This is a genomic window from Allobosea sp. GW823-FHT02B03, from assembly GCF_058797755.1.
Genome location: NZ_JBXAJY010000004.1, coordinates 345,476 through 366,102, shown reverse-complemented (window position 1 = coordinate 366,102; position 20,627 = coordinate 345,476). Strand labels below are relative to the sequence as shown.

Annotated in this window: 18 protein-coding genes; 12 read left to right on the top strand and 6 right to left on the bottom strand. The window is 68.1% G+C overall.

Annotated elements, in window-relative coordinates; translation table 11 throughout:
• Positions 1-20 precede the first annotated feature (20 nt).
• The 5 genes from AC1REK_RS15310 to AC1REK_RS15290 all read left to right on the top strand — a co-directional run bounded on the left by AC1REK_RS15310 (position 21) and on the right by AC1REK_RS15290 (position 5,551).
• Complete coding sequence (locus AC1REK_RS15310; RefSeq protein WP_316019370.1) at positions 21-1,004, top strand: TRAP transporter substrate-binding protein; 984 nt, start codon at positions 21-23, stop codon at positions 1,002-1,004.
• A 166-nt stretch (positions 1,005-1,170) separates the two neighbouring features.
• Entirely contained in the window at positions 1,171-1,704 is a 534-nt protein-coding gene (locus AC1REK_RS15305) for a TRAP transporter small permease (protein WP_492269390.1), read from the top strand.
• A 3-nt stretch (positions 1,705-1,707) separates the two neighbouring features.
• A complete protein-coding gene (locus AC1REK_RS15300; protein WP_492269391.1) occupies positions 1,708-2,988 on the top strand; it encodes a TRAP transporter large permease in 1,281 nt (426 codons plus the stop codon).
• Positions 2,985-4,454, top strand: a complete 1,470-nt coding sequence (locus AC1REK_RS15295; RefSeq protein ID WP_492269392.1) for a mannitol dehydrogenase family protein — start codon at positions 2,985-2,987, stop codon at positions 4,452-4,454. The genes AC1REK_RS15300 and AC1REK_RS15295 overlap by 4 nt, the downstream gene beginning before the upstream one ends.
• Before the next feature lie 236 nt (positions 4,455-4,690).
• Positions 4,691-5,551, top strand: coding sequence for a transporter substrate-binding domain-containing protein (locus AC1REK_RS15290; protein WP_492269393.1), 861 nt, complete (start codon positions 4,691-4,693; stop codon positions 5,549-5,551).
• Here AC1REK_RS15290 and AC1REK_RS15285 read toward each other — a convergent pair whose 3' ends face one another.
• On the bottom strand, positions 5,552-6,733 hold the full coding sequence (locus AC1REK_RS15285; RefSeq protein WP_492269394.1) for an amidohydrolase: 1,182 nt from the start codon (positions 6,731-6,733) through the stop codon (positions 5,552-5,554).
• A 179-nt stretch (positions 6,734-6,912) separates the two neighbouring features.
• Here AC1REK_RS15285 and AC1REK_RS15280 point away from each other — a divergent pair, with 179 nt between their 5' ends.
• Both AC1REK_RS15280 and AC1REK_RS15275 read left to right on the top strand, forming a co-directional pair.
• Positions 6,913-8,625 (top strand): lysine--tRNA ligase, encoded by a 1,713-nt coding sequence (locus tag AC1REK_RS15280; protein WP_492269395.1) that lies wholly within the window; start codon positions 6,913-6,915, stop codon positions 8,623-8,625.
• A gap of 23 nt (positions 8,626-8,648) precedes the next feature.
• A complete protein-coding gene (locus AC1REK_RS15275) occupies positions 8,649-9,329 on the top strand; it encodes a nitroreductase (protein ID WP_316019377.1) in 681 nt (226 codons plus the stop codon).
• A 20-nt stretch (positions 9,330-9,349) separates the two neighbouring features.
• Here AC1REK_RS15275 and AC1REK_RS15270 read toward each other — a convergent pair whose 3' ends face one another.
• On the bottom strand, positions 9,350-9,871 hold the full coding sequence (locus AC1REK_RS15270; protein WP_492269396.1) for a cysteine dioxygenase: 522 nt from the start codon (positions 9,869-9,871) through the stop codon (positions 9,350-9,352).
• Between the two features lie 183 nt (positions 9,872-10,054).
• Here AC1REK_RS15270 and AC1REK_RS15265 point away from each other — a divergent pair, with 183 nt between their 5' ends.
• Positions 10,055-10,534: an Lrp/AsnC family transcriptional regulator gene (locus AC1REK_RS15265; RefSeq protein ID WP_066477611.1), complete on the top strand. Its 480-nt coding sequence runs from the start codon at positions 10,055-10,057 to the stop codon at positions 10,532-10,534.
• A 7-nt stretch (positions 10,535-10,541) separates the two neighbouring features.
• Here AC1REK_RS15265 and AC1REK_RS15260 read toward each other — a convergent pair whose 3' ends face one another.
• From AC1REK_RS15260 to AC1REK_RS15245, 4 genes are all read right to left on the bottom strand, one after another.
• A complete protein-coding gene (locus AC1REK_RS15260; RefSeq protein WP_492269397.1) occupies positions 10,542-11,690 on the bottom strand; it encodes an acyl-CoA dehydrogenase family protein in 1,149 nt (382 codons plus the stop codon).
• Between the two features lie 151 nt (positions 11,691-11,841).
• Complete coding sequence (locus AC1REK_RS15255; protein WP_492269398.1) at positions 11,842-13,038, bottom strand: acyl-CoA dehydrogenase family protein; 1,197 nt, start codon at positions 13,036-13,038, stop codon at positions 11,842-11,844.
• A 162-nt stretch (positions 13,039-13,200) separates the two neighbouring features.
• Complete coding sequence (locus tag AC1REK_RS15250) at positions 13,201-14,388, bottom strand: acetyl-CoA C-acyltransferase (protein WP_492269399.1); 1,188 nt, start codon at positions 14,386-14,388, stop codon at positions 13,201-13,203.
• Positions 14,389-14,482: 94 nt separating this feature from the next.
• Positions 14,483-16,558: a 3-hydroxyacyl-CoA dehydrogenase NAD-binding domain-containing protein gene (locus AC1REK_RS15245; RefSeq protein ID WP_492269400.1), complete on the bottom strand. Its 2,076-nt coding sequence runs from the start codon at positions 16,556-16,558 to the stop codon at positions 14,483-14,485.
• 237 nt (positions 16,559-16,795) lie between these two features.
• Between AC1REK_RS15245 and AC1REK_RS15240 the strand changes: the two genes are divergently transcribed.
• The 4 genes from AC1REK_RS15240 to AC1REK_RS15225 all read left to right on the top strand — a co-directional run bounded on the left by AC1REK_RS15240 (position 16,796) and on the right by AC1REK_RS15225 (position 20,594).
• Complete coding sequence (locus AC1REK_RS15240) at positions 16,796-17,746, top strand: NAD(P)H-dependent flavin oxidoreductase (RefSeq protein ID WP_492269401.1); 951 nt, start codon at positions 16,796-16,798, stop codon at positions 17,744-17,746.
• Between the two features lie 67 nt (positions 17,747-17,813).
• A complete protein-coding gene (locus AC1REK_RS15235) occupies positions 17,814-18,566 on the top strand; it encodes an enoyl-CoA hydratase-related protein (protein WP_316019384.1) in 753 nt (250 codons plus the stop codon).
• A 4-nt stretch (positions 18,567-18,570) separates the two neighbouring features.
• Positions 18,571-19,392, top strand: coding sequence for an IclR family transcriptional regulator (locus tag AC1REK_RS15230; protein ID WP_492269402.1), 822 nt, complete (start codon positions 18,571-18,573; stop codon positions 19,390-19,392).
• Positions 19,389-20,594: a CaiB/BaiF CoA transferase family protein gene (locus AC1REK_RS15225; protein WP_492269403.1), complete on the top strand. Its 1,206-nt coding sequence runs from the start codon at positions 19,389-19,391 to the stop codon at positions 20,592-20,594. The genes AC1REK_RS15230 and AC1REK_RS15225 overlap by 4 nt, the downstream gene beginning before the upstream one ends.
• Positions 20,595-20,627: the final 33 nt, after the last annotated feature.

The following is a 20,627-nucleotide window of genomic DNA, read 5'->3' as shown; positions in this document are numbered from 1 at the left end:
TCAACGGGAGGGACTTCAACATGATCACGAGACGGCATTTCGCCGCGCTTGCGGGCGCGGCCTTCATCACCAGCTTCAGCCTGTCGGCGCAGGCGCAGAACGTCACCCTGCGCTCCACCGACATCCATCCGACAGATTATCCGACGGTCGAAGCCGTCCGCCACATGGGCAAGCTGCTCGACGAGCGCACCCAGGGCCGCATCAAGATCAACGTCTTCCACTCGGCCCAGCTCGGCCAGGAGAAGGACACGATCGACCAGACGCGCTTCGGCGTCATCGACATGAACCGCATCAACATGGCGCCGTTCAACAATCTGATCCCGGCGACCAACGTGCCGTCGCTGCCCTTCATCTTCCGCTCGGTCGACCATATGCGGAAGGTCATGGACGGTCCGATCGGCGACAACCTGCTGAAGGACTTCGAGAAGCACGACCTGATCGGCCTTGCCTTCTACGATTCCGGCTCGCGCTCCTTCTACAACTCCAAGAAGGCGATCAACACGCCCGCCGACATGAAGGGCATGAAGATCCGCGTCCAACAGTCGGACATGTTCGTCGCTCTGGTCTCGGCGCTCGGCGCCAATGCGACGCCGATGCCCTTCGGCGAGGTTTATTCGGCGCTCCAGACCGGCGTCATCGACGGCGCCGAGAACAACTGGCCGTCCTATGAATCGACCCGGCACTTCGAGGTCTCGAAGTTCTACTCGCAGACCGAGCACTCGCTCTCGCCGGAAGTGCTGGTGATGTCGAAGCGCTCCTTCGACAAGTTCAACGCCGCCGACCAGGCGCTGATCAAGACGGCCGCCAAGGAATCCGTCGCCAAGATGCGCGAGCTCTGGGATGCCCGCGAGAAGGCTTCGGAAGCCAAGGTCAAGGCCGGCGGCGCCCAGATCAACGCGGTCGAGAAGCAGCCCTTCATCGACGCGATGAAGCCGGTCTACGACAAGTTCGTCACCGACCCGAAGCTCAAGGAAATGGTCACCGCGATCCAGGCGGTGAAGTGAGCCCCTGCGCCAACCCTCGGGTTGGCGCAGCTCTTACACGTCATTGCGAGGAGCATAGCGACGAAGCAATCCAGGGGCGGCAGAGCTCTTTCGTCCCCCTGGATTGCTTCGCTTTGCTCGCAATGACGAAAGGCCGGCCGTCGCCCTCGTCACCTTCGGACATCCCATGCACGCCTTCACCGCGCTTCTGACGCGCCTCGGCGCCAAGCTCAGCCTGTACTCGCTCGTCACGGCCGGCACCGGCCTCGTCCTGATGACGGCCATGGTGGCCTGGGGGGTGTTCGGTCGCTATGTCCTCAACGACACGCCGATCTGGGTCGAGGCCGGCGCGCTCTTCCTGATGTCCTGGTTCATCCTGCTCGGAGCCGCCGTCGGTGTCCGCGAGAGCGACCATCTCGGCTTCGAGGTCGGGCTGATCATGTCGCCGCCGCCTGTGCGCAAAGCCCTGATCCTGATCGGCGAGGGCCTCGTCTGCGCCTTCGGCCTCGCCATGCTAGTCTACGGCACGCAACTCGCCATGGGCACCTGGAGCGACCGCATGCCGATCATCGGCATCTCGCGCGGCTGGGATTATGTCCCGATCGCCGCCGGCGGCGCGCTGATCGCCCTGTTCGCGCTCGAGAAGATGCTGCTCTTCGTCACCGGGCTGACGCAGGCCCCGCTCGGCTTCGGCCATTTCGGCTCCGAGCAGGAGGTCTGAGCCATGGAACTCTGGGTTCTCTTCGGTACCTTTTCGCTGCTGCTGCTGATCGGCGTCCCCGTCGCCTTCTGCCTCGGCATCGCCTCGGTCGCGACCGTCGCCTATATGGGCCTGCCGCCGGTCGTCGTCTTCCAGCAGATGAACTCCGGCATGAACGCCTTCGCGATGATGGCGATCCCGTTCTTCATCTATGCCGGCGACCTGATGATCCGCGGCGGCATCGCCGAGCGCCTGATCCAGATGGCGGCGAGCCTCGTCGGCCATCTGCGCGGCGGCCTCGGCCAGGTCAATGTCGTGACCTGCACGCTTTTCGGCGGCATCTCCGGCTCGGCCGTCGCCGACGCCTCGGCCGTCGGCGGCCTGATGATCCCGCAGATGAAGAAGCGCGGTTACGACGCCGACTACGCGGTGAACGTTACGGCGAACGCGGCGATCATCGCGCTTTTGATCCCGCCCTCGCACAACATGATCATCTATTCACTGTCGGCGGGCGGCAATCTCTCGATCGCCGACCTCTTTACCGCCGGCATCGTGCCCGGGCTCCTGCTCTGCGCGGCGCTGATGGTCGCAGCCTGGGCGGTGGCGGTGAAGCGCGGCTATCCGCGCGAGGCGTTTCCGGGCTTCGCCGCCGTCGGCCGCTATGTCGTCGTCGCGACGCCCGGCATCCTCCTGATCGGGATCATCTTCGGCGGCGTCCGCTCCGGCATCTTCACCGCGACGGAATCCTCCTGCGTCGCGGTGGTCTACGCCATCCTCGTCACCATCCTGGTCTATCGCCAGCTGACCTGGACCGCCTTCGTCGAGGCGACGCTCGGCGCCGTCCGCACTACCGCCATGGTGCTGCTGGTGATCGGCGCCGCCGGCTCCTTCGGCTGGCTGATGGCCTTCCTGCAGGTGCCGCAGTCGACGATCGCAGCGATGAAGGCGGTCTCCGACAATCCGCTCGTCATCCTCCTGATGATCAACCTCATCCTGCTGGTGCTCGGCACCTTCATGGACATGGCGCCGATGATCATCATTTGCACGCCGATCTTCCTGCCGGTGGTGAAGGCCTTCGGTGTCGACCCGATCCATTTCGGCGTGATCCTGATCCTCAATGCCGGCATCGGGCTCAACACTCCGCCGGTCGGCTCGGTGCAGTTCGTCGCCTGCGCGATCGGGCGCATCTCGATCGGCGAATCCATGCGCACGATCTGGCCGTTCTATGGTGCCTCGGTTGCCGTGCTCCTGCTCGTGACCTATGTCCCCGGCATCTCCCTCTGGCTGCCGAGGCTGTTCCATTGACCCGTCTGTCCTCCGCCACGCTCGCCGCCCTCCCCGCCACCGTCCGGCGCCCGGGCTATGACCGCAGCAAGCTTGAGCCCGGCATCGTCCATCTCGGCCTCGGCGCCTTCACCCGCGCCCATATGTGCGAGTTCACCGACGACGCGCTGGAGAAAGAGTTCGGCGCCTGGGGCATCATCGGCGCCAGCCTGCAAAGGCCCGACCAGCGCGACCGGCTGAAGCCGCAGAACGGGCTCTACACCTTCCTGAAACGCACCCCCGCCGGGCCGGAACTGCGGGTCATCGGCTCGGTGCTCGACATCCTGGTCGCGCCCGAGAACCCGCAGGCACTGGTCGCAAAGCTCGCCGCGCCGGAGACCAGAATCGTCTCGCTCACCGTGACCGAGAAGGGCTATTGCCACGATCCGGCGACCGCCAGGCTCAAGGCCGACCATCCCGACATCGTCCACGATCTCGCCAATCCCGCTGCGCCGCGCTCGGCCATCGGCCTGATCGTCGCGGGCCTCGCCGCCCGCAAGGACGCGGGCCTCGGCCCCTTCACCGCGCTCTGCTGCGACAACCTCCCGTCCAACGGTCATGTCCTGGCCGGCCTCGTCCGCGATTTCGCGGCTTTACGCGACGATAAGCTCGCCGCCTGGATCGAGGCCAACGGCGCCTTCCCCTCGACCATGGTCGACCGGATCGTCCCGGCGACCACCGATGCCGACATCGCCGAGGTCGCGAGCCTGCTCGGCTTGGACGACGCCGCACCGGTGATCGGCGAGCCCTTCCGGCAATGGGCGATCGAGGACGTCTTCGCAGCGGGCCGGCCACGCTGGGACGCGGTCGGCGCACAGATGGTCTCGGAGGTCGCGCCCTTCGAGTTCATGAAGCTGCGCATGCTCAACGGCGCGCATTCGAGCCTGGCTTATCTCGGCTATCTCGCCGGCCATGAGACGGTCGCCGATGCCAGCCGCGATCCGGTCTTCGCGCGCTTCCTGCAGGGGCTCTGGGGCGAGATCATCCCGACTGTCCCGGCGCCGCAGGGCGTCGACCTCAGAACTTACGCCGGCGACCTGCTGGCCCGCTTCCAGAACCCGGCGATCAAGCATCGCACCTGGCAGATCGCCATGGACGGCTCGCAGAAGCTGCCGCAGCGCCTGCTCGGCACCATCCGCGAGCGGCTGAAGGGCGGCGCCCCGATCGACCACCTCGCGCTCGGCGTCGCCGCCTGGATGTCCTATGTCACCGGCACCGACGAGAAGGGCGCCGCGATCGACGTGCGAGATCCCCTCGCCGCCGAGTTCGCGACGCGCGCCAAGGCCGCCGGCCGCGATGCCGCAGCGCTGAGCACGGCCCTGTTCGGCATCGGCGCGATCTTCGGCGACGACCTGCCGCGCGAGAAGCGCTTCACGCAGGCTGTGGCGGGGCATCTTGGCAGCCTGTTCCAGAAGGGCGCGAAGGCGACGGCCGCGGCGCTGGGATGAACGCTCGACGCTGCCGAGCCGAGCTCGGGGAACCCTCTCCTGGAAGGAGAGGGCAGGGTGAGGTGTTGGCGGCAAGATCAGTTGCGTGAGCGCTGACCGCGGCTGCGTTGCGGCGAGCGTTTTCTCTCCCGAACACCTCACCCCTACCCCTCTCCTTGCAGGAGAGGGGATCCCGCGCCCTTTATGACGGCAACTGCCCCTTGATCCCCACCTCGCCCTGACGCCAGATACAGGTGATGTTCGCCCGCTTCGCCAACGCCCTGGCCACGAGCGCCCTCGCCGCGCTGCTGCTCCTGCCCTCGGCCGGAGCGATGGCCCAGGCGCAGCCGGCCTCCTCCTATGTCGTGCCGAACTTCTGGGATCCGAATGTGCGGCTCGAGCGGCCCGATCCCGGCCCGCCGCGGGTGATCCGCTTCCTCACCGACGACGACTTCCCGCCGATGCATTTCGCGACGCCCGAGGGCGGCGTCACCGGCTTCTCGGTCGAGCTTGCCCGCGCCGTCTGCGAGAAGCTCGCAATGACCTGCACGGTGCAGGCGCGGCGCTTCGACACCCTGCTCGACTCGCTCGCCGAGGGCCGTGGCGATGTGCTCGCCGCCGCCATCCCGGTCACCCGCGAATTGCGCGAGCGCTTCGCCGCGAGCCATCTCTATTACCGCTCGCCCGCCCGCTTCGTCACGACGCGCGGCAATGCGCGCGCCGATCTCGACCTCGTCGCCCTGCAGGGCAAGCGCGTCGCCGTGATCGCCGGCACCGCCCATCAGGCCTTCCTCGAGCAGCTCGCGCCGTTCGTGCAGCGCCGCGAGGTCGCCGACATGCTGGCCGGGCTGACCCTGCTGCGCAGCGGCGACGCCGAATACGTCTTCGGCGACGGCTTCGCCCTGGCCCTCGCTTTGGCCGGCCGCGGCGGCAACGAACTCGCCTTTGCCGGCGGCCCCTATCTGGAGTCCCGCTATTTCGGCGAGGGCGTCAGCTTCCTGCTGCGCAAGGACGAGCTGCCGCTGAAGCGCGCCATCGACTATGCGCTGCAATCGCTCTGGGACGACGGCACCTATGCGCGCCTGTTCATCCGCTTCTTTCCGGTGAGCCCGTTCTGATCAATCCCCGGCGGTCGCGGCCGAAGCATTGCTCCGTTCGCCCTGCAGAGCCTGGCGCGCCACCGCCGCCATCCAGCCCGCCGTCGCCGGCAGGATCGCGTCGTTGAAATTGTAGCGCTCGTTGTGCAGCTCGCCGCCATCCTGAGCCGGACCGTTGCCGATCCAGACATAAGCGCCCGGCCGATCCTGCGTCAGCATCGGGAAATCCTCCGACGCCGTGCTCGGCGGCAGGTCGCGCCGGACCGAGAGCCCGGCGCTCTTCGCCGCCGCGATCGCCAGCTCCTCCTCGATCTCGCTGTTGACCGTCGGGGCGCCCATCGCGGTGAGCAGCACCTCGGCCCGCATCTCGAAGGTTTCGGCGATGCCCTCGCTGATCTGCCTGATCCGCGCCATCACGCGCTCGCGCACCGGCAGGCGATAGGTCCGGAACGTACCCTTCAGCGTGACGCTGTCCGGGATCTGGTTGTGCACCGTGCCGCCCGTGATCGCGCCGATCGAGACGACCGCGCTATCGATCGGCTCGACATTGCGGGCGACGATGGTCTGCAAGGCGACGATGAGATGGCCGGCGGCGACGATCGGATCGCGCGTCAGGTCGGGCTTGGCCGCATGGCCGGCCGTGCCATGCAGCGTGATCTCGAACTTGCCGGGATCGGACATCACCGGGCCGCGATGCACCTGCACCGTTCCGGCCTCCAGCCCCGGCCAGTTGTGGAAGCCGAAGACCCGCTCCATCGGAAAGCGTTCCAGCAGCCCGTCGGCGATCATCGCCCGCGCGCCGGCGCCGTTCTCCTCGGAAGGCTGGAAGATCAGCTGCACCGTGCCGCTCCAGCTCTCGTCGCGCAGCAGGAGCGCCGCCGCCCCGAGCAGCGACACGGCGTGGCCGTCATGGCCGCAGGCATGCATCACCCGCGCGGTCTTCGAGGCATAGGGCAGGTCGTTGGCTTCCTGGATCGGCAAGGCGTCGATATCGGCGCGCAGGCCGACGCTGCGGTCGGAGCTGCCGCGTTTCAGCGTCGCGACCACGCCGTGCCCGCCGATATTGGCGGTGAAGGGCACGCCGAGCTCGCGGAGCTTCTCCTGGATGAAGGCGCTGGTCTTCTGCTCATGCAGCGACAGTTCCGGATGGGCATGCAGGTGCTGGCGCCAGGCGGTGAGTGTGTCGTGCAGATCGCGGTCCAATGCGGCATCCTTTCAGGCTTGTGCCCGTAAGGCTTGGGCCGGCACAGCCTATACCCCTCCCCTGCTCCGGCAAGGCGTCCTTGCGGGGGCAGCCGAGGCGCGACAGCGCATTGACGCCGCCCACGCATATCTGCGAAACCGCCCGCTCCCCTGCCGCATTTGCGAGGACCTCAGACCAAATGTCCGCTTTCGAACCCGCGCTGATCGAAGCCGCCCGCGTCTCGGCCGCCTGGCCGTTCGAGGAAGCCAAGAAGCTCGTCGCGCGGCTGCAGAAATCGGGCAAGAAGGAGGCGCTGTTCGAGACCGGCTACGGCCCGTCGGGCCTGCCGCATATCGGCACCTTCGGCGAGGTCGCCCGCACCTCCATGGTGCGCCACGCTTTTCGCGTGCTGACGGACGACGCCATCCCGACAAGGCTGATCGCCTTCTCGGACGATATGGACGGGCTGCGCAAGGTCCCGGACAACGTCCCGAACAAGGAACTGCTGGCGCAGCATCTCGGCAAGCCGCTGACCGAGGTGCCGGACCCGTTCGGCACGCATGACTCCTTCGGCCGGCACAACAATGCCCGCCTCTGCGCGTTCCTCGACCAGTTCGGCTTCGACTACGAGTTCAAGTCCTCGACCGACGCCTATCGCGCCGGCGAGTTCGACGCGACCCTGCTCAAGATGCTGGCGCGCTTCGACAAGGTCATGTCGATCATGCTGGCGACCTTGCGCGAGGAGCGCGCCGCGACCTATTCGCCTTTCCTGCCGATCCACCCGAACACCCGCATCGTCATGCAGGTGCCGATCGAGGCGCGCGACGTCGAGGCCGGCACCATCACCTGGACCGACCCCGCGACCGGCGAGCGTTTCACCACCCCGGTCACCGGCGGCCATGCCAAGCTGCAATGGAAGCCGGACTGGGCAATGCGCTGGGTGGCGCTCGGCGTCGATTACGAGATGGCCGGCAAGGACCTGATCGACTCCGTCAAGGTCTCCTCGCAGATCGCTCGCGCCCTCGACGGCACGCCGCCTGAAGGCTTCAACTACGAGCTCTTCCTCGACGAGCAGGGCCAGAAGATCTCGAAGTCGAAGGGCAACGGCCTGACCATCGAGGAATGGCTCGCCTACGGCTCGCCGGAAAGCCTGGCGCTGTTCATGTATTCGCGGCCGCGCGAGGCCAAGAAGCTGCATTTCGACGTGATCCCGCGGGCCGTCGACGAGTATCTCCAGTTCCTCGGCGGCTATGAGCGCCAGGACTGGAAGAACCGGCTCGGCAACCCGGCCTGGCACATCCATGCCGGCAATCCGCCGGCTCCGGAGCTGGTGGCCCAGGCCGGTTCGGGCGAGAACGCCACCCGCACGCAGATCACCTTCGGCCTGCTGCTCAATCTCGTCGCCGTCGCCAACTCCGAGGACAAGGCGGTGCTCTGGGCCTTCCTGCAGCGCTATGCGCCGGATGTCTCGGCGCAGACGCATCCGCGCCTCGATGCGCTCGTCGGCTACGCCATCGCCTATTTCCGCGACTTCGTTAAGCCGGCGAAGCATTACCGTCTGCCTGACGATGTCGAGCGCGAAGCCTTCGCTGCGCTCGCCGACGCGCTCGCCGCCCTGCCGGCCGACGCCTCGGCCGAAACCGTGCAGGACACGGCCCTCGACATCGCCCGCACCATCCCGCGCTACCAGAACTTCCAGGCCAAGAGCGCGACGCCCGAGCGCCCCGCCGTCACCGGCGAATGGTGGAAGGCGATCTATCAGGCGCTGTTCGGCGAGGAGCAGGGCCCGCGCTTCGGCTCCTTCGCGGCGATCTACGGACTGGAGAACACCCGCAAGCTGATCGCCAAGGCGCTCGCCGGCGATCTCCTGCGCGAGCATGAGGACTTCGTCGCGGCCCGCAAAGCGGGCTGAGGACAGCAAGTCGAGGACCCCGTATGACTGACGCTGCGACTGTCGAACACGCCATCGAGAGCCGCCGCGCCATTCGCGCCTTCTTGCCCGATCCCGTCGATCCGGCGCTGGTCCGTCGCCTGCTCGAACTTGCCGCCTGCTCGCCGAGCGGCACCAACATGCAGCCCTGGCGCGTGCGCGTGCTCGGCCCGCAGGCGCGCGCCCGGCTGGAACAGGGGCTGATCGCGGCGCTGGATTCCCCCGACCTGCCGATCGAGGAAGAATACCGCTACTATCCGCAGACCTTCCGCGAGCCCTATCTCTCGCGCCGCCGCAAGGTCGGCTGGGACCTCTACTCGCTGCTCGGCGTGGTCCGCGGCGATCATGAAGGCATGAAGCGCCAAACCCAGGCCAATCTGCGCTTCTTCGGGGCGCCGGTGGCGCTGATGGTGACGATCGACCGCGACCTGGAGATCGGCTCCTGGCTCGACCTCGGCATGTTCGTGCAGACCTTCCTGATCGCGGCGCAGGCGCATGGCCTCGATTCCTGCCCGCAGGCGATCTTCGCGCGCTTCCACCCGGTGGTGCGGCGTGAACTCGCGATCCCCGAGAGCGAGGTCGTGGTCTGCGGTATCGCCCTGGGCAAGGCCGATCCCGACGCCCCCGCCAACCGGCTGGTGCCGGAGCGCGAACCGGTCGAAGGCTTTACGAGCTGGCTGGACTGACCCTCGGCGCCGGCGGTCCTTCAGCCGGCGACAGCGGTGTATTCCGTCTCGATCGACGAGCTGTGGGCTTCGTGGTCGAAACCGTAGATGTGGATCGAGATCGCCTCGCCCCGCCCGCGATTCTGCATGCGGTGGATGTTCGGGCCGGTCGGCAGCATGCAGGCGACATAGCCGGCCTGCCGGTCATGTTCCTCGGTCGGCACCGCACGGGCCGCGTCGACGGCGCGATACCAGGTTTCCGACACCGTGCCGGAGACGACGCCGAAGCAGCAGGAACAGTGATGATCATGGATCGAGGTCGTCGCGCCCTCGGCCCAGACCATCGCCCAGACGCTGACGGCGTCGTTGCCGGCGAGAAGGTTGCGGGCATAGCCGCCGGGCTTGCGCAGCAGCGGCAGGCGCTGGACCAGATCGGGGACGGCGACAAGCTCGCGCAGGACATTGCGCGCCGCCGCCAGATAGTCGCGCGAACAGGTGCCCTCATGGGTCCGCAGATCGCGTAGCACCGCCCCGCGCCGCTCCTCGCTGAGGTAACCCTGCATGTCCTGATCTCCCCGGTCTCGAACGCCAGGGCATGATAGGTCGGGCTCATGGGGAAGGATTTGCTACCTGGCGCCAAAATCCATGAAAATTGAAAACTGATGCCAACAATCAAATTGCAACGAGCATCAGATTCTCACACAAGTAATTTCAGACACTTTTCATTCCAGCCTCGGAGAATCCCCTTGGCCAAGCTCGACAGCTTCGATCTGCGCATCCTTGCGCTGCTGCAGGCGGATGCGAGCCTGCCACTGGCCGACATCGCCGAAGCCGTGGGGCTTTCCTCGACGCCCTGCTGGCGGCGCATCCAGAAGCTCGAAGCCGCCGGCTATATCAGGCGCCGCGTCGCGCTGCTCGACCGCGACAAGCTCAGCGCCGGCGTCACCGTCTTCATCGCGGTCAAGACCTCCAGGCATTCGATGGAATGGCTGGAGCGCTTCCACACGGCGGTGCACGATCTGCCGGAGATCGTCGACTTCTACCGGATGAGCGGCGAGATCGACTATCTGCTCAAGGCCTATGTCTCCGACATCGCCGCCTATGACGCGCTCTACAAGAAGCTGATCTCGCGCATCGACCTCAGCGACGTCACCTCGATGTTCGCGATGGAGGAGCTGAAATCGACCAGCGCGATCCCGCTCGGCTTTGCTGCCGAGGGACGCTGAACCCGGCTCAGGCCACCAGCCCGTCGGCCGCCGCGACCCGCCGCAGATGGTGCGGTGTGTCGCCGAACAGGCTCTCGATCATGGTCAGGCGCTTGAAGTAGTGGGCGCCGATATACTCCATGGTCATGCCGATACCGCCATGAAGCTGCACCGCCTCCTGCCCGACGAGGCGGCAGGAGCGGTTGATCTGGACCTTGGCCGCCGACAGCGCCGCGGCGCGCTCCTGCGCGTCGGGATGCTCGACCATCATCGCGGCATAGAAGGCCATGGAACGCGCCTGTTCGAGCGCGATCAGCATGTCGACGGCCCGGTGCTGCAGTACCTGGAAACTGCCGATCGGCATGCCGAACTGCGTGCGGGTCTTGAGATAGTCGACGGTCAGCGCGTGCAGGGCCGCCATCGCGCCGACCGCCTCCGCGGCAAGCGCCGCGATCGCGTATTCGGAGAGGCGCTGCAGCACCGGCAGCCCCTTGCCTTCCTCCCCCAGAAAATCTGCATCGAAGACCCGCACGCCGGAAAAGCCAATCTCGGCGGCGCGCCCGCCATCCTGCGTCGGATAGCCGGTGATCCGCAGGCCCGGCGCATCGGCCGGCACCAGGAACAGGCTGATCCCCTGGGCATCGCGGCGCGCGCCGGAGGTACGGGCGCTGACCACGAGGAGGTCGGCGCTGTCGCCGCTCAGCACGACGCTCTTGGCGCCATCCAGCACATAGCCGCCCTCGACCTTGCGTGCCGTCATGGCGATGTCGTTGAGATCGTAGCGCGCCTGTTTCTCGGTCTGGGCGAGCGCGAGCCGCAGCGAACCGTCGACCACGGCAGGGATCAGCCGCTGCTGCTGCTCGGCCGAACCGGCGAGCCGCAGGGCGCCACCGCCGAGCACCACGCTCGCAAGGTAGGGTTCCAGCGCCAGCCCCTTGCCGAGCGCCTCCATCACCACCAGCGTCTCGACCGGCCCGCCACTGAAGCCGCCCTCGGCCTCGCTGAACGGAATGCCGAGCAGGCCCATCTCGGCGCACTGCGCCCAATTACGTTCGGAGAAGCCGAGCGGCTCGCGGGCGAGCTTCTGGCGCGCCTCCAGCGAAGGATAGTTCGCCGCGATCAGCCGCTCGACGCCGTCCTTGAGCTGCGCCTGTTCGGGAGAGAGGTCGAAATCCATGGCGGTTTCCTGTCAACGGCCGGAATCACCAGCCCTCATTCTGAGGAGCCGCGTGGCCGCGTCTCGAAGGATGCCTCCAGAGAACACTGGAACATCCTTCGAGACGCGGGCGAAGCCCGCTCCTCAGGATGAGGGCTGAGGCATGGTGGCTTCACAATCCCAGCACCGCCTTGGCGATGATGTTCTTCTGGATCTCGTTCGAGCCGCCATAGATCGAGACCTTGCGGTTGTTGAAATAGTTCGCGGCGGCCGCATCGGCCCATTCATAGTCGAAGGGCCAGTCATTGATCGGCTCGGCGCCGCGCTCCGGCGCCGCCAATGCGAAGGGGCCGGCGACTTCGAGCAGGAGTTCCGTCGTCGCCTGCTGCAATTGCGAGCCCTTGATCTTGAGGATCGAGGAGGCCGGGTCCGGCCTGCCGGGATCGCGTGCCTGGGCCGCGACGACCCGCATCTGGGTGATCTCCAGCGCCTTCAATTCAATCTCGACGCCGGCGAAGCGCTCGCGGAAGTCGCGATCATCCCACATCGTGCCCTCGCCCGCCGGCATCTCCTGCGCGAGACGCTTGATCCTTGCCATGCGCTCCTTGGAGAGGCCGATGCGCGCAATGCCCGCGCGCTCATTGGCGAGCAGGAACTTGGCATAGTCCCAGCCCTTGTTCTCCTCGCCGACGAGGTTCTCGACGGGAACCCGGACCTTGTCGAAGAAGACCTCGTTGACCTCGTGCCGGCCTTCCAGCGTGATGATCGGCCGAAGCGTGATGCCCGGCGTCTTCATGTCGATCAGCAGGAAGGAGATGCCGGCCTGCTTCTTCGCAGCCGGATCGGTCCGCACCAGGCAGAAGATCCAGTCGGCATGCTGGCCGAGCGTCGTCCAGGTCTTCTGCCCGTCGACGATGTAGTGGTCGCCCTCGCGCACCGCCTTGGTCTTGAGCGAGGCAAGGTCGGAACCGGCGCCGGGCTCGGAAAAGCCCTGGCACCACCAGTCGTTGAGATTGGCGATGCGCGAGAGATGCCGCTCCTTCTGCGCCTGCGAGCCGAAGGCTGCGATCACCGGCCCGACCATGTAGCAGTTGAACTGCTGCGGCAGCGGCACGGCGGCGAGCAGCATCTCCTCGGTGAAGATGTAGCGCTGGATCGCCGTCCAGTCCCGGCCGCCCCATTCCCTCGGCCAGTGCGGCACCGCCCAGCCCCTGGCGTTCATGATCCGTTGCGAGGTGACATAGTCCTCGCGCGTCAGCCCTCGCCCTTCCGAGACCTTGCGCCGGATCTCGGCCGGGATCTCGTTGCGGAAGAACCGGCGCACCTCGTCGCGGAAGGCCAGTTCCTCGGGCGTGAAGCGCAGGTCCATGGGTATCTCCCGTAAACGGCTCTTGGCATTCTGCCCGCAAGCAGGCGGTCATCCCGGACAAGCCGCGTAGCGGCGCCGATCCGGGATCCATTCCTGAAGCGTTCCGGAATGGATCCCGGGTCTCCCTTCGCTCGCCCGGGATGACGGCGGGGATTCACGATCCTATGCGGGATTGATCTCGAACAGCCCGGCGCAGCCCATGCCGCCGGCGACGCACATGGTGACGACCGCGTAACGCGCCTTGCGCCGGCGGGCCTCCAGCAGCGCATGGCCGACGAGCCGCGCCCCGCTCATGCCGAAGGGGTGGCCGATCGCGATCGCCCCGCCATTGACGTTGACCTTCTCGGGATCGATGCCGAGCTGGTCGCGGCAGTAGAGCGACTGCGAGGCGAAGGCCTCGTTCAGCTCCCAGAGATCGATGTCGGAGACCTTGAGACCGTTGCGCTCGAGCAGGCGCGGCACCGCGAAGACCGGGCCGATGCCCATCTCGTCGGGCTCGCAGCCGGCAGCGGCGAAGCCCCGGAAGATGCCGAGCGGCTCCAGCCCGCGGCGCTTCGCCTCCTGCGCCGACATCACAACGCTGGCCGAGGCGCCGTCCGAAAGCTGGCTGGCATTGCCGGCGGTGATGAACTGGTCCTCGCCGCGCACGGGCTTCAGCTTGGCGAGCGCTTCCAGCGTCGTGTCCGGCCGGTTGCCCTCGTCCTTGGCCAGCGTCACCTCCTCCTGGCGGACCTCGCCGGTCGCCTTGTCGGTCACCGCCATCACCGCGCTCATCGGCACGATCTCGTCGTCGAAGAGCCTGCGCTGCTGGGCCGCCGCGGTGCGGCGCTGGCTTTCCAGCGAAAAGGCGTCCTGCGCCTCGCGCGAAATGCCGTAACGCTGCGCGACATTATCGGCCGTCTCGATCATCGTCGTGTAGATCGAGGGCTTGTTGGCGATGAGCCAGTCGTTCATGGCGAGATCGCGCCTCGTCACCGGCTGCACCAGCGAGATCGACTCGACGCCGCCGCCGACCGCGACCGGCACGCCGTCCATCACGACGCGCCGCGCCGCATGGGCGATCGCCTCCAGCCCCGAGGCGCAGAAGCGGCTGACCGTGACGCCGGCCGACTGCACCGGGATCCCGGCGACCAGCGCGGCATGGCGCGCGACGTTGAGGCCCGTCGCGGCCTCCGGATAGCCGCAGCCCATCACGACCTCCTCGACCGCCTCCGGCTCGAGCTTCGCCCGCGCCATAGCATGACGGATCGCATGGGCGGCCATGTCGGCGCCCCGCACCTGGTTGAAGGCGCCGCGATGAGCCTTGCCGATCGGCGTGCGGGCGGTCGAGACGATGACGGCTTCGGTCATGGGTTCAGCGATCCTCTATGGTCGTAACGCAGTATTCTTCGATCGAGCTCACCGGCCGGCGCCTCGCCACGGTCGCCCGGGACGGCACCCTCGATCAGGCCGCCTTCAGCGCCGCAAAGCCCTTGCCCTCGGCGGCGAGCCTGCGCAGCAGCGGCGCCGGCTCGAGCGAGGCATCGCCGCTTTCCGCCGCCTGCTCCTCCAGCCGCCGGACGATCACGTCGAGGCCGACGGCCTCGGCCCAGTGCATCGGCCCGCCCCGCCAGGCCGGCCAGTTGTAGCCGGTGAGCCAGACGATATCGATGTCCCCGGAACGCGTCGCGATGCCCTCTTCGAGGATGCGTGCGCCCTCGTTGACCATCGGGTCGAGCAGGCGCGCCAGGATTTCCTCGCTGGTGAAGCTGCGGCGGGCGACGCCCTCCTTCGCCGAGACATCGGCGATCAGCGCCTCGACCTCCGGGTCGCGCTGCCCGGCGCGCGCGCCTTCCGGATAGAGGTAATAGCCGCGGCCGGTCTTCTGGCCGAACCAGCCGCGCTCGCAGATCGCATCCGCCACGGCCGCCTTCTTGCCGCGCGACTTGCGGCTGCGCCAGCCGATATCGTTACCGGCGAGGTCGGACATCGCGAACGGCCCCATCTTGAAGCCGAAGCCGGTCAGCGCCGTATCGACCTCGTGCGGCAGGGCGCCGGCAACGAGCAGCCGCTCGGCGGCGCGGGTGCGCTGCTCCAGCATGCGGTTGCCGACGAAGCCGAAGCAGTTGCCGACCACGACCGGCACCTTGCCGAGCCGGCGCCCGAGCGCGATCGCGGTTGCCACCACATCGGCGGCGACACCTTCCGGCCGCACGATCTCGAGCAGCTTCATCACATTGGCCGGGCTGAAGAAGTGCATGCCGAGCACATCGGCCGGGCGCGTCGTCGCCGCGGCGATCTCGGTCAGGTCGAGATAGGAGGTGTTGCTGGCGAGGACCGCGCCGGGCTTGGCGACCTTGTCGAGCGCGCCGAAGATCTCACGCTTGACGCCCATCTCCTCGAAGGCCGCCTCGATCACGATATCGGCCTCGGCGGCGGCAGCGATACCGACCGCCGGCGTGATCAGCGCCATGCGCTGCTCGCGCGTGGCCGCGGTCATCGAGCCGCGCTTCACCGAGAAGCCATAGGTGTCGCGGATACGGGCATGGCCCTTCTCCACCTGCTCCTGCGAGGTCTCGATCAGCGTCACCGGGATACCGGCATTGGCGAAGCACATGGCGATGCCGCCGCCCATGGTGCCGGCCCCGATCACCGCCGCGCGCGCAATCGGCCGCGGCTTGACGCTGTCGTCGATGCCCGGGACCTTGGCCGCCTCGCGCTCGGCGAAGAAGGCATGGCGCAGCGCCTTGGAGCGCTCGTCGACCACCAGCCTGGCGAACAGGGCCCGTTCATTGGCGAGGCCCTCGGCCAGCGGCAAGGTGAAGGCGCCGCGCACCGCCTCGATCAGCGCCATCGCATTCGGCATGTCGCCCGATTTCGCGGTCGCGTCCTTGGCCAGCGCCTCGAAGGCCTCGCGATCGGCCTGCGTCAGCTTTTCGGCGATCTCGCCGGTCTTGCGCGGCCTGCCCTTCGCGGCGAGCTCCTGCGCCAAGCCTGCGGCGGCCGCGACGAGATCTCCCTCGACCACCCGGTCGACGAGGCCGAGATCGAGCGCCTTCTGCGCCGCGACCGGCTCGCCCGACAGCATCATCGGAAAGGCCTTGGTGGCACCGATCAGGCGCGGCAGGCGCTGCGTGCCGCCGGCGCCGGGAATGATGCCGAGCTTGATTTCGGGCAGGCCGAGCTTGGCCGACGGCAGAGCGACCCGGCCGTGGCAGGCGAGCGCGACTTCGAGCCCGCCGCCAAGCGCGACGCCCTGGATCGCCGCGACCACCGGCTTCGATGCATTCACGATGAGATCGAGCACCTCCGGCAGGATCGGCTGGGCCAGAGGCCTGCCGAACTCGCTGATATCGGCGCCGGCGATGAAAGCCCGGCCGGCGGCTGTGAGGACCAGGGCCTCGACCTCAGAATCTGCCATGGCCTCGGTCACCGCCGCGGCGAGATCGCGGCGCAGGGCCGCGCCGAGCGCATTGACCGGCGGATTATCGATGGTCGCCACCGCGACGGAACCTTGGCGGGCGATCCGGACGGTCTGCATCGGTTGGCTCCTCGGTCTTGGCCTCAATTCCGCAATGCGGAATATTCTTGCGCAAACGGCCCAGCTAGGGAGCGGCAGCGAACAGCGTTGTCAAGCGCCGATCATCGAGTCAGGTCGCAAAGCCATGACACATTCCGCATCGCAGAATTATTGCCGGCAACGCTTGACCGTCCGCGACCGCTCGAACATCGTCGGTTCAAGCTGTCCGCCGCAACCGCCTGCCCAAGAGCCGTCCGCATGTCCCTCCCGCCTGGCCTCGCGCAATCGCTTTCGCTGCCGGTGATCGGCTCGCCGATGTTCATCGTCTCCGGCCCGGAACTGGTGATCGCGCAATGCCTCAACGGCGTGGTCGGCTCGTTCCCGGCGCTGAATGCCCGCCCGGCCGACCAGCTCGACATCTGGCTGACGCGCATCAAGGCCGAGCTCGCCGCCGCCAAGGCGGCCGACCCCGCCCGCAAGATCGCGCCCTTCGCCGTCAACCAGATCGTCCATGCCTCTAACGACCGGCTCCAGCACGACATGGAAGCCTGCGTCCGCCATCAGGTGCCGATCGTCATCACCTCGCTGCGCGCGCCCGATGCCGTGGTCAAGGCGGTGCATTCCTATGGCGGCCTCGTCTTCCATGACGTGACCACGATCCGCCATGCGGAAAAGGCGCTGGAGGCCGGCGTCGACGGGCTGATCCTGGTCTGCGCCGGCGCCGGCGGCCATGCCGGCACGCTGTCGCCCTTTGCTCTGGTCGGCGAGGTCCGGCGCTTCTATGACGGGCCGATCATCCTGTCGGGCGCGATCGCCAGCGGCGGCGCCATCCTGGCGGCGCAGGCGATGGGGGCGGACCTCGCCTATATCGGCACCCGCTTCATCGCGACCCGGGAGGCGAACGCCGCCGAGGGCTACAAGGAGATGATCGTCGGGGCCTCGGCTGCCGACATCGTCTACACCCCTTATTTCACCGGCGTGCCCGGCAATTACCTCAAGCCGAGCATCGCGGCGCAGGGGCTCGACCCCGACGACCTGCCCCATGCCGACAAGAGCAAGATGAGCTTCGGCTCCGGCTCGGCCAAGGCCTGGCGCGACATCTGGGGCTCTGGTCAGGGCGTCGGCCTGATCGACGACGCGCCGCCGGTGGCCGAGGTGATCGCCCGCCTGAAGAGCGAATACGATGAGGCGAGAGCCCGCCTGCTCTGACCGATACCGCAACGCGGCCGCCGGACGTACGCGGCCCTGCCCGCCCCTTGAAAACGAGAACAGGACAATGACCGAGACGGTGCTGAGCGAAGACGTTGCCGAGGGCGTGCGGCAGATCACCATGAACCGGCCGGACCGGCGCAATGCGCTCGACCGGGCGACCTATCAAGGCCTGATCGATGCGCTCGCCGCCGCCGATGCCGATGCGGGCGTGCGCGCCATCGTCCTGACCGGCGCCGGCGGCTGCTTCACCAGCGGCAACGACATCAAGGATTTCGCCGCCGCGGCCGCCACCGGCGTCGGGGCACGCGTCGCCATCGACTTCCTCGGCGCGATCTCGACCACGAAGAAGCCGATCGTCGCCGCGGTCGAGGGCTTCGCCGTCGGCATCGGCACGACCATGCTGCTGCATTGCGACCTCGCCTTCGCCGGCAAGGGCGCGAGCTTCCGCCTGCCTTTCGTCGCGCTCGGCCTCTGTCCGGAGGGCGGATCGAGCTATCTCCTGCCGCTGATCGCCGGCTCCAAGCGCGCCGCCGAACTCCTGATGCTCGGCGAGGTCTTCAGCCCGGAGGTGGCGCAGGAGGCCGGTCTCCTCAACGCCGTCACCGAAGCCGGCGAGGCGCTGCCGCTGGCGATCGAGAAGGCGAAGGCGCTCGCCGCCCTGCCGCCGCAATCGGTCGCGCTGACCAAGATGCTGCTGAAGCGCGGCAGCGCCGCCGCGACCGCCGAGACCATCGCCACCGAAGCCCGCCATTTCGGCGAGCGCCTGATGTCGGCGGAAGCGCAGGCCGCCTTCGCCGCCTTCCTGATGAAGCGCTGAGGCGATGCCCGCGTCCGCTCCTCAGCTGCGTGCGAGGCCCGGGCGGCCGGCCCGCGCGGCCGCGAGCGAGGACCGGCATTTCGTCACGGCGCTGGCGCGCGGGCTCGAGCTGCTCTCCTGCTTCCGGCGCGGGGAGGAGGCGCTCGCCAATTCCGAGATCGCCCGGCGCTGCGGCCTCGCGCGCTCGACGGTCTCGCGTCTGACCCATACGCTGACGCGGCTCGGCTATCTCCAGGCCATGCCGGAAAGCGGCAGCTACCGGCTCGGGACCGCGACGATCGCGCTCGGTGCCACGGCGCTCGCCGGGCTCGACGTGCGTCGCATCGCCCGGCCGGGCATGCGCGAGCTCGCCGCCTTCTCCAACGCCTCGGTCGGCCTCGGCGTCCGCGACCGGCTCGGCATGCGCTATGTCGAGTGCTGCCGCGGCGAGGCCGCGATCGCGCTCAACATCGATGTCGGCTCGCGGCTTTCGCTCTGCCGCAGCGCCATGGGCCGAGCCTATCTCGCCATCTGCGACGAGGCCGAGCGCGAGGCGATCCTCGAAGATGTCCGCTCGGTCGACGAGACCGCCTGGCCGCGCCTGCGCGAAGGCGTCGAGCGGGCCCTGGCGGAATATCGCGAGACCGGCTGCGTGCGCTCCTTCGGCGAGTGGCAGCCGACGGTGAGCTCGATCGCGGTCGGCTTCCGCCCCGGCGGCGGCCTGCCGCCGATGTCGATCAACTGCGGTGCGCCGACCGTCATCCTCGACGAAGGCTTCCTGCTCGATGAGGTGCGCCCGCGCCTGATCGCCTTCGCCGCCAGCCTGGAAGGCGTGATGGGCTCATGAGCGAACTCGACCTGCCGCTTGCCGGCATCCGCGTGCTCGATCTCTCGCGCATCCTTGCCGGCCCCTGGTGCGGCCAGGTGCTCGGCGATCTCGGCGCCGAGGTGATCAAGATCGAGCATCCCCTGCGCGGCGACGACACCCGCGACTGGGGCATCCGCGTCGGCGGCCGCAACACCTGCTATTTCAACAGCGTCAACCGCAACAAGCGCTCGGTCGGCGTCGACCTCGCCCAGCCCGAGGGCCTCGCCATCGTCCGCGCGCTGGCGGCGAAGTCGGACGTCGTGATCCAGAACTTCAAGACCGGCGGCGCCGACAGGCTCGGCCTCGGCTATGCCGGGCTCAGCGCCGAGAATCCCGGGCTGATCTATTGCTCGATCGCCGGCTATGGCTCGGACGGGCCGGAGGCAACGCGACCGGGCTACGACCTCGTGATCCAGGGCGAGGCCGGGCTGATGGCGCTGAATGGCGAGCCGACCCAGCCGCCGCTGAAATTCGGCGTCGCCGCCGTCGATCTCTTCACCGGGCAATATGCGGCGCAGGCCGTGCTCGCCGCGCTCGTCCAGCGCGGCCGCACCGGCAAGGGCCGCCATGTCGAGCTCGCTCTGTTCGATTCCGGCATGACCATCGGCGCCTATTACGCGCTGGAGGCGCTGGCGCTCGGCGAGGACCCGCCGCGCTATGGCAACGCCCATCCCTCGATCGTGCCCTATGGGGTGTTCGAGGCGGCCGATGGCGCGCTCGTCGTCACCGTCGGCAACAATGCCCAGTTCGAGCGCTTCTGCCGGCAGGTGATCGAGCGTCCCGATTTGCTCGAGGATGAGCGCTTCCGCACCAATCTGCAGCGCACCGTGCACCGCGCCGCCCTGATCATGGTGATCGAAGCCGAACTGCGCGCCCGCCCCCGCGCCGAATTACTGGCGCGGATGAGTGCGCATGCGATCCCCTGCGGCGAGGTTCTCGGCCTGCACGAGGCACTGCGCTCGGCCCGCGCGCGGCAGGCTGGCATGGTGGTTGAGAGCCAGCGGCCAGACGGCAGCGCCGGCATCGTGCTCGCCCCGCCCTACCGGCTCGACGGCGAGCGCGCCCCGGTCGGCCGTCTGCCGCCGGATCTCGGCCAGGATACCCGGGAGGTGCTCACAGCCGAGCTCGGGCTCGCCGCTGAACGCCTCGCCGCCCTGCAGAACGCCGGCGTTATCGCCTGATCGCCTGGTGCCCCCTGCTCAAGACGGGGAGGC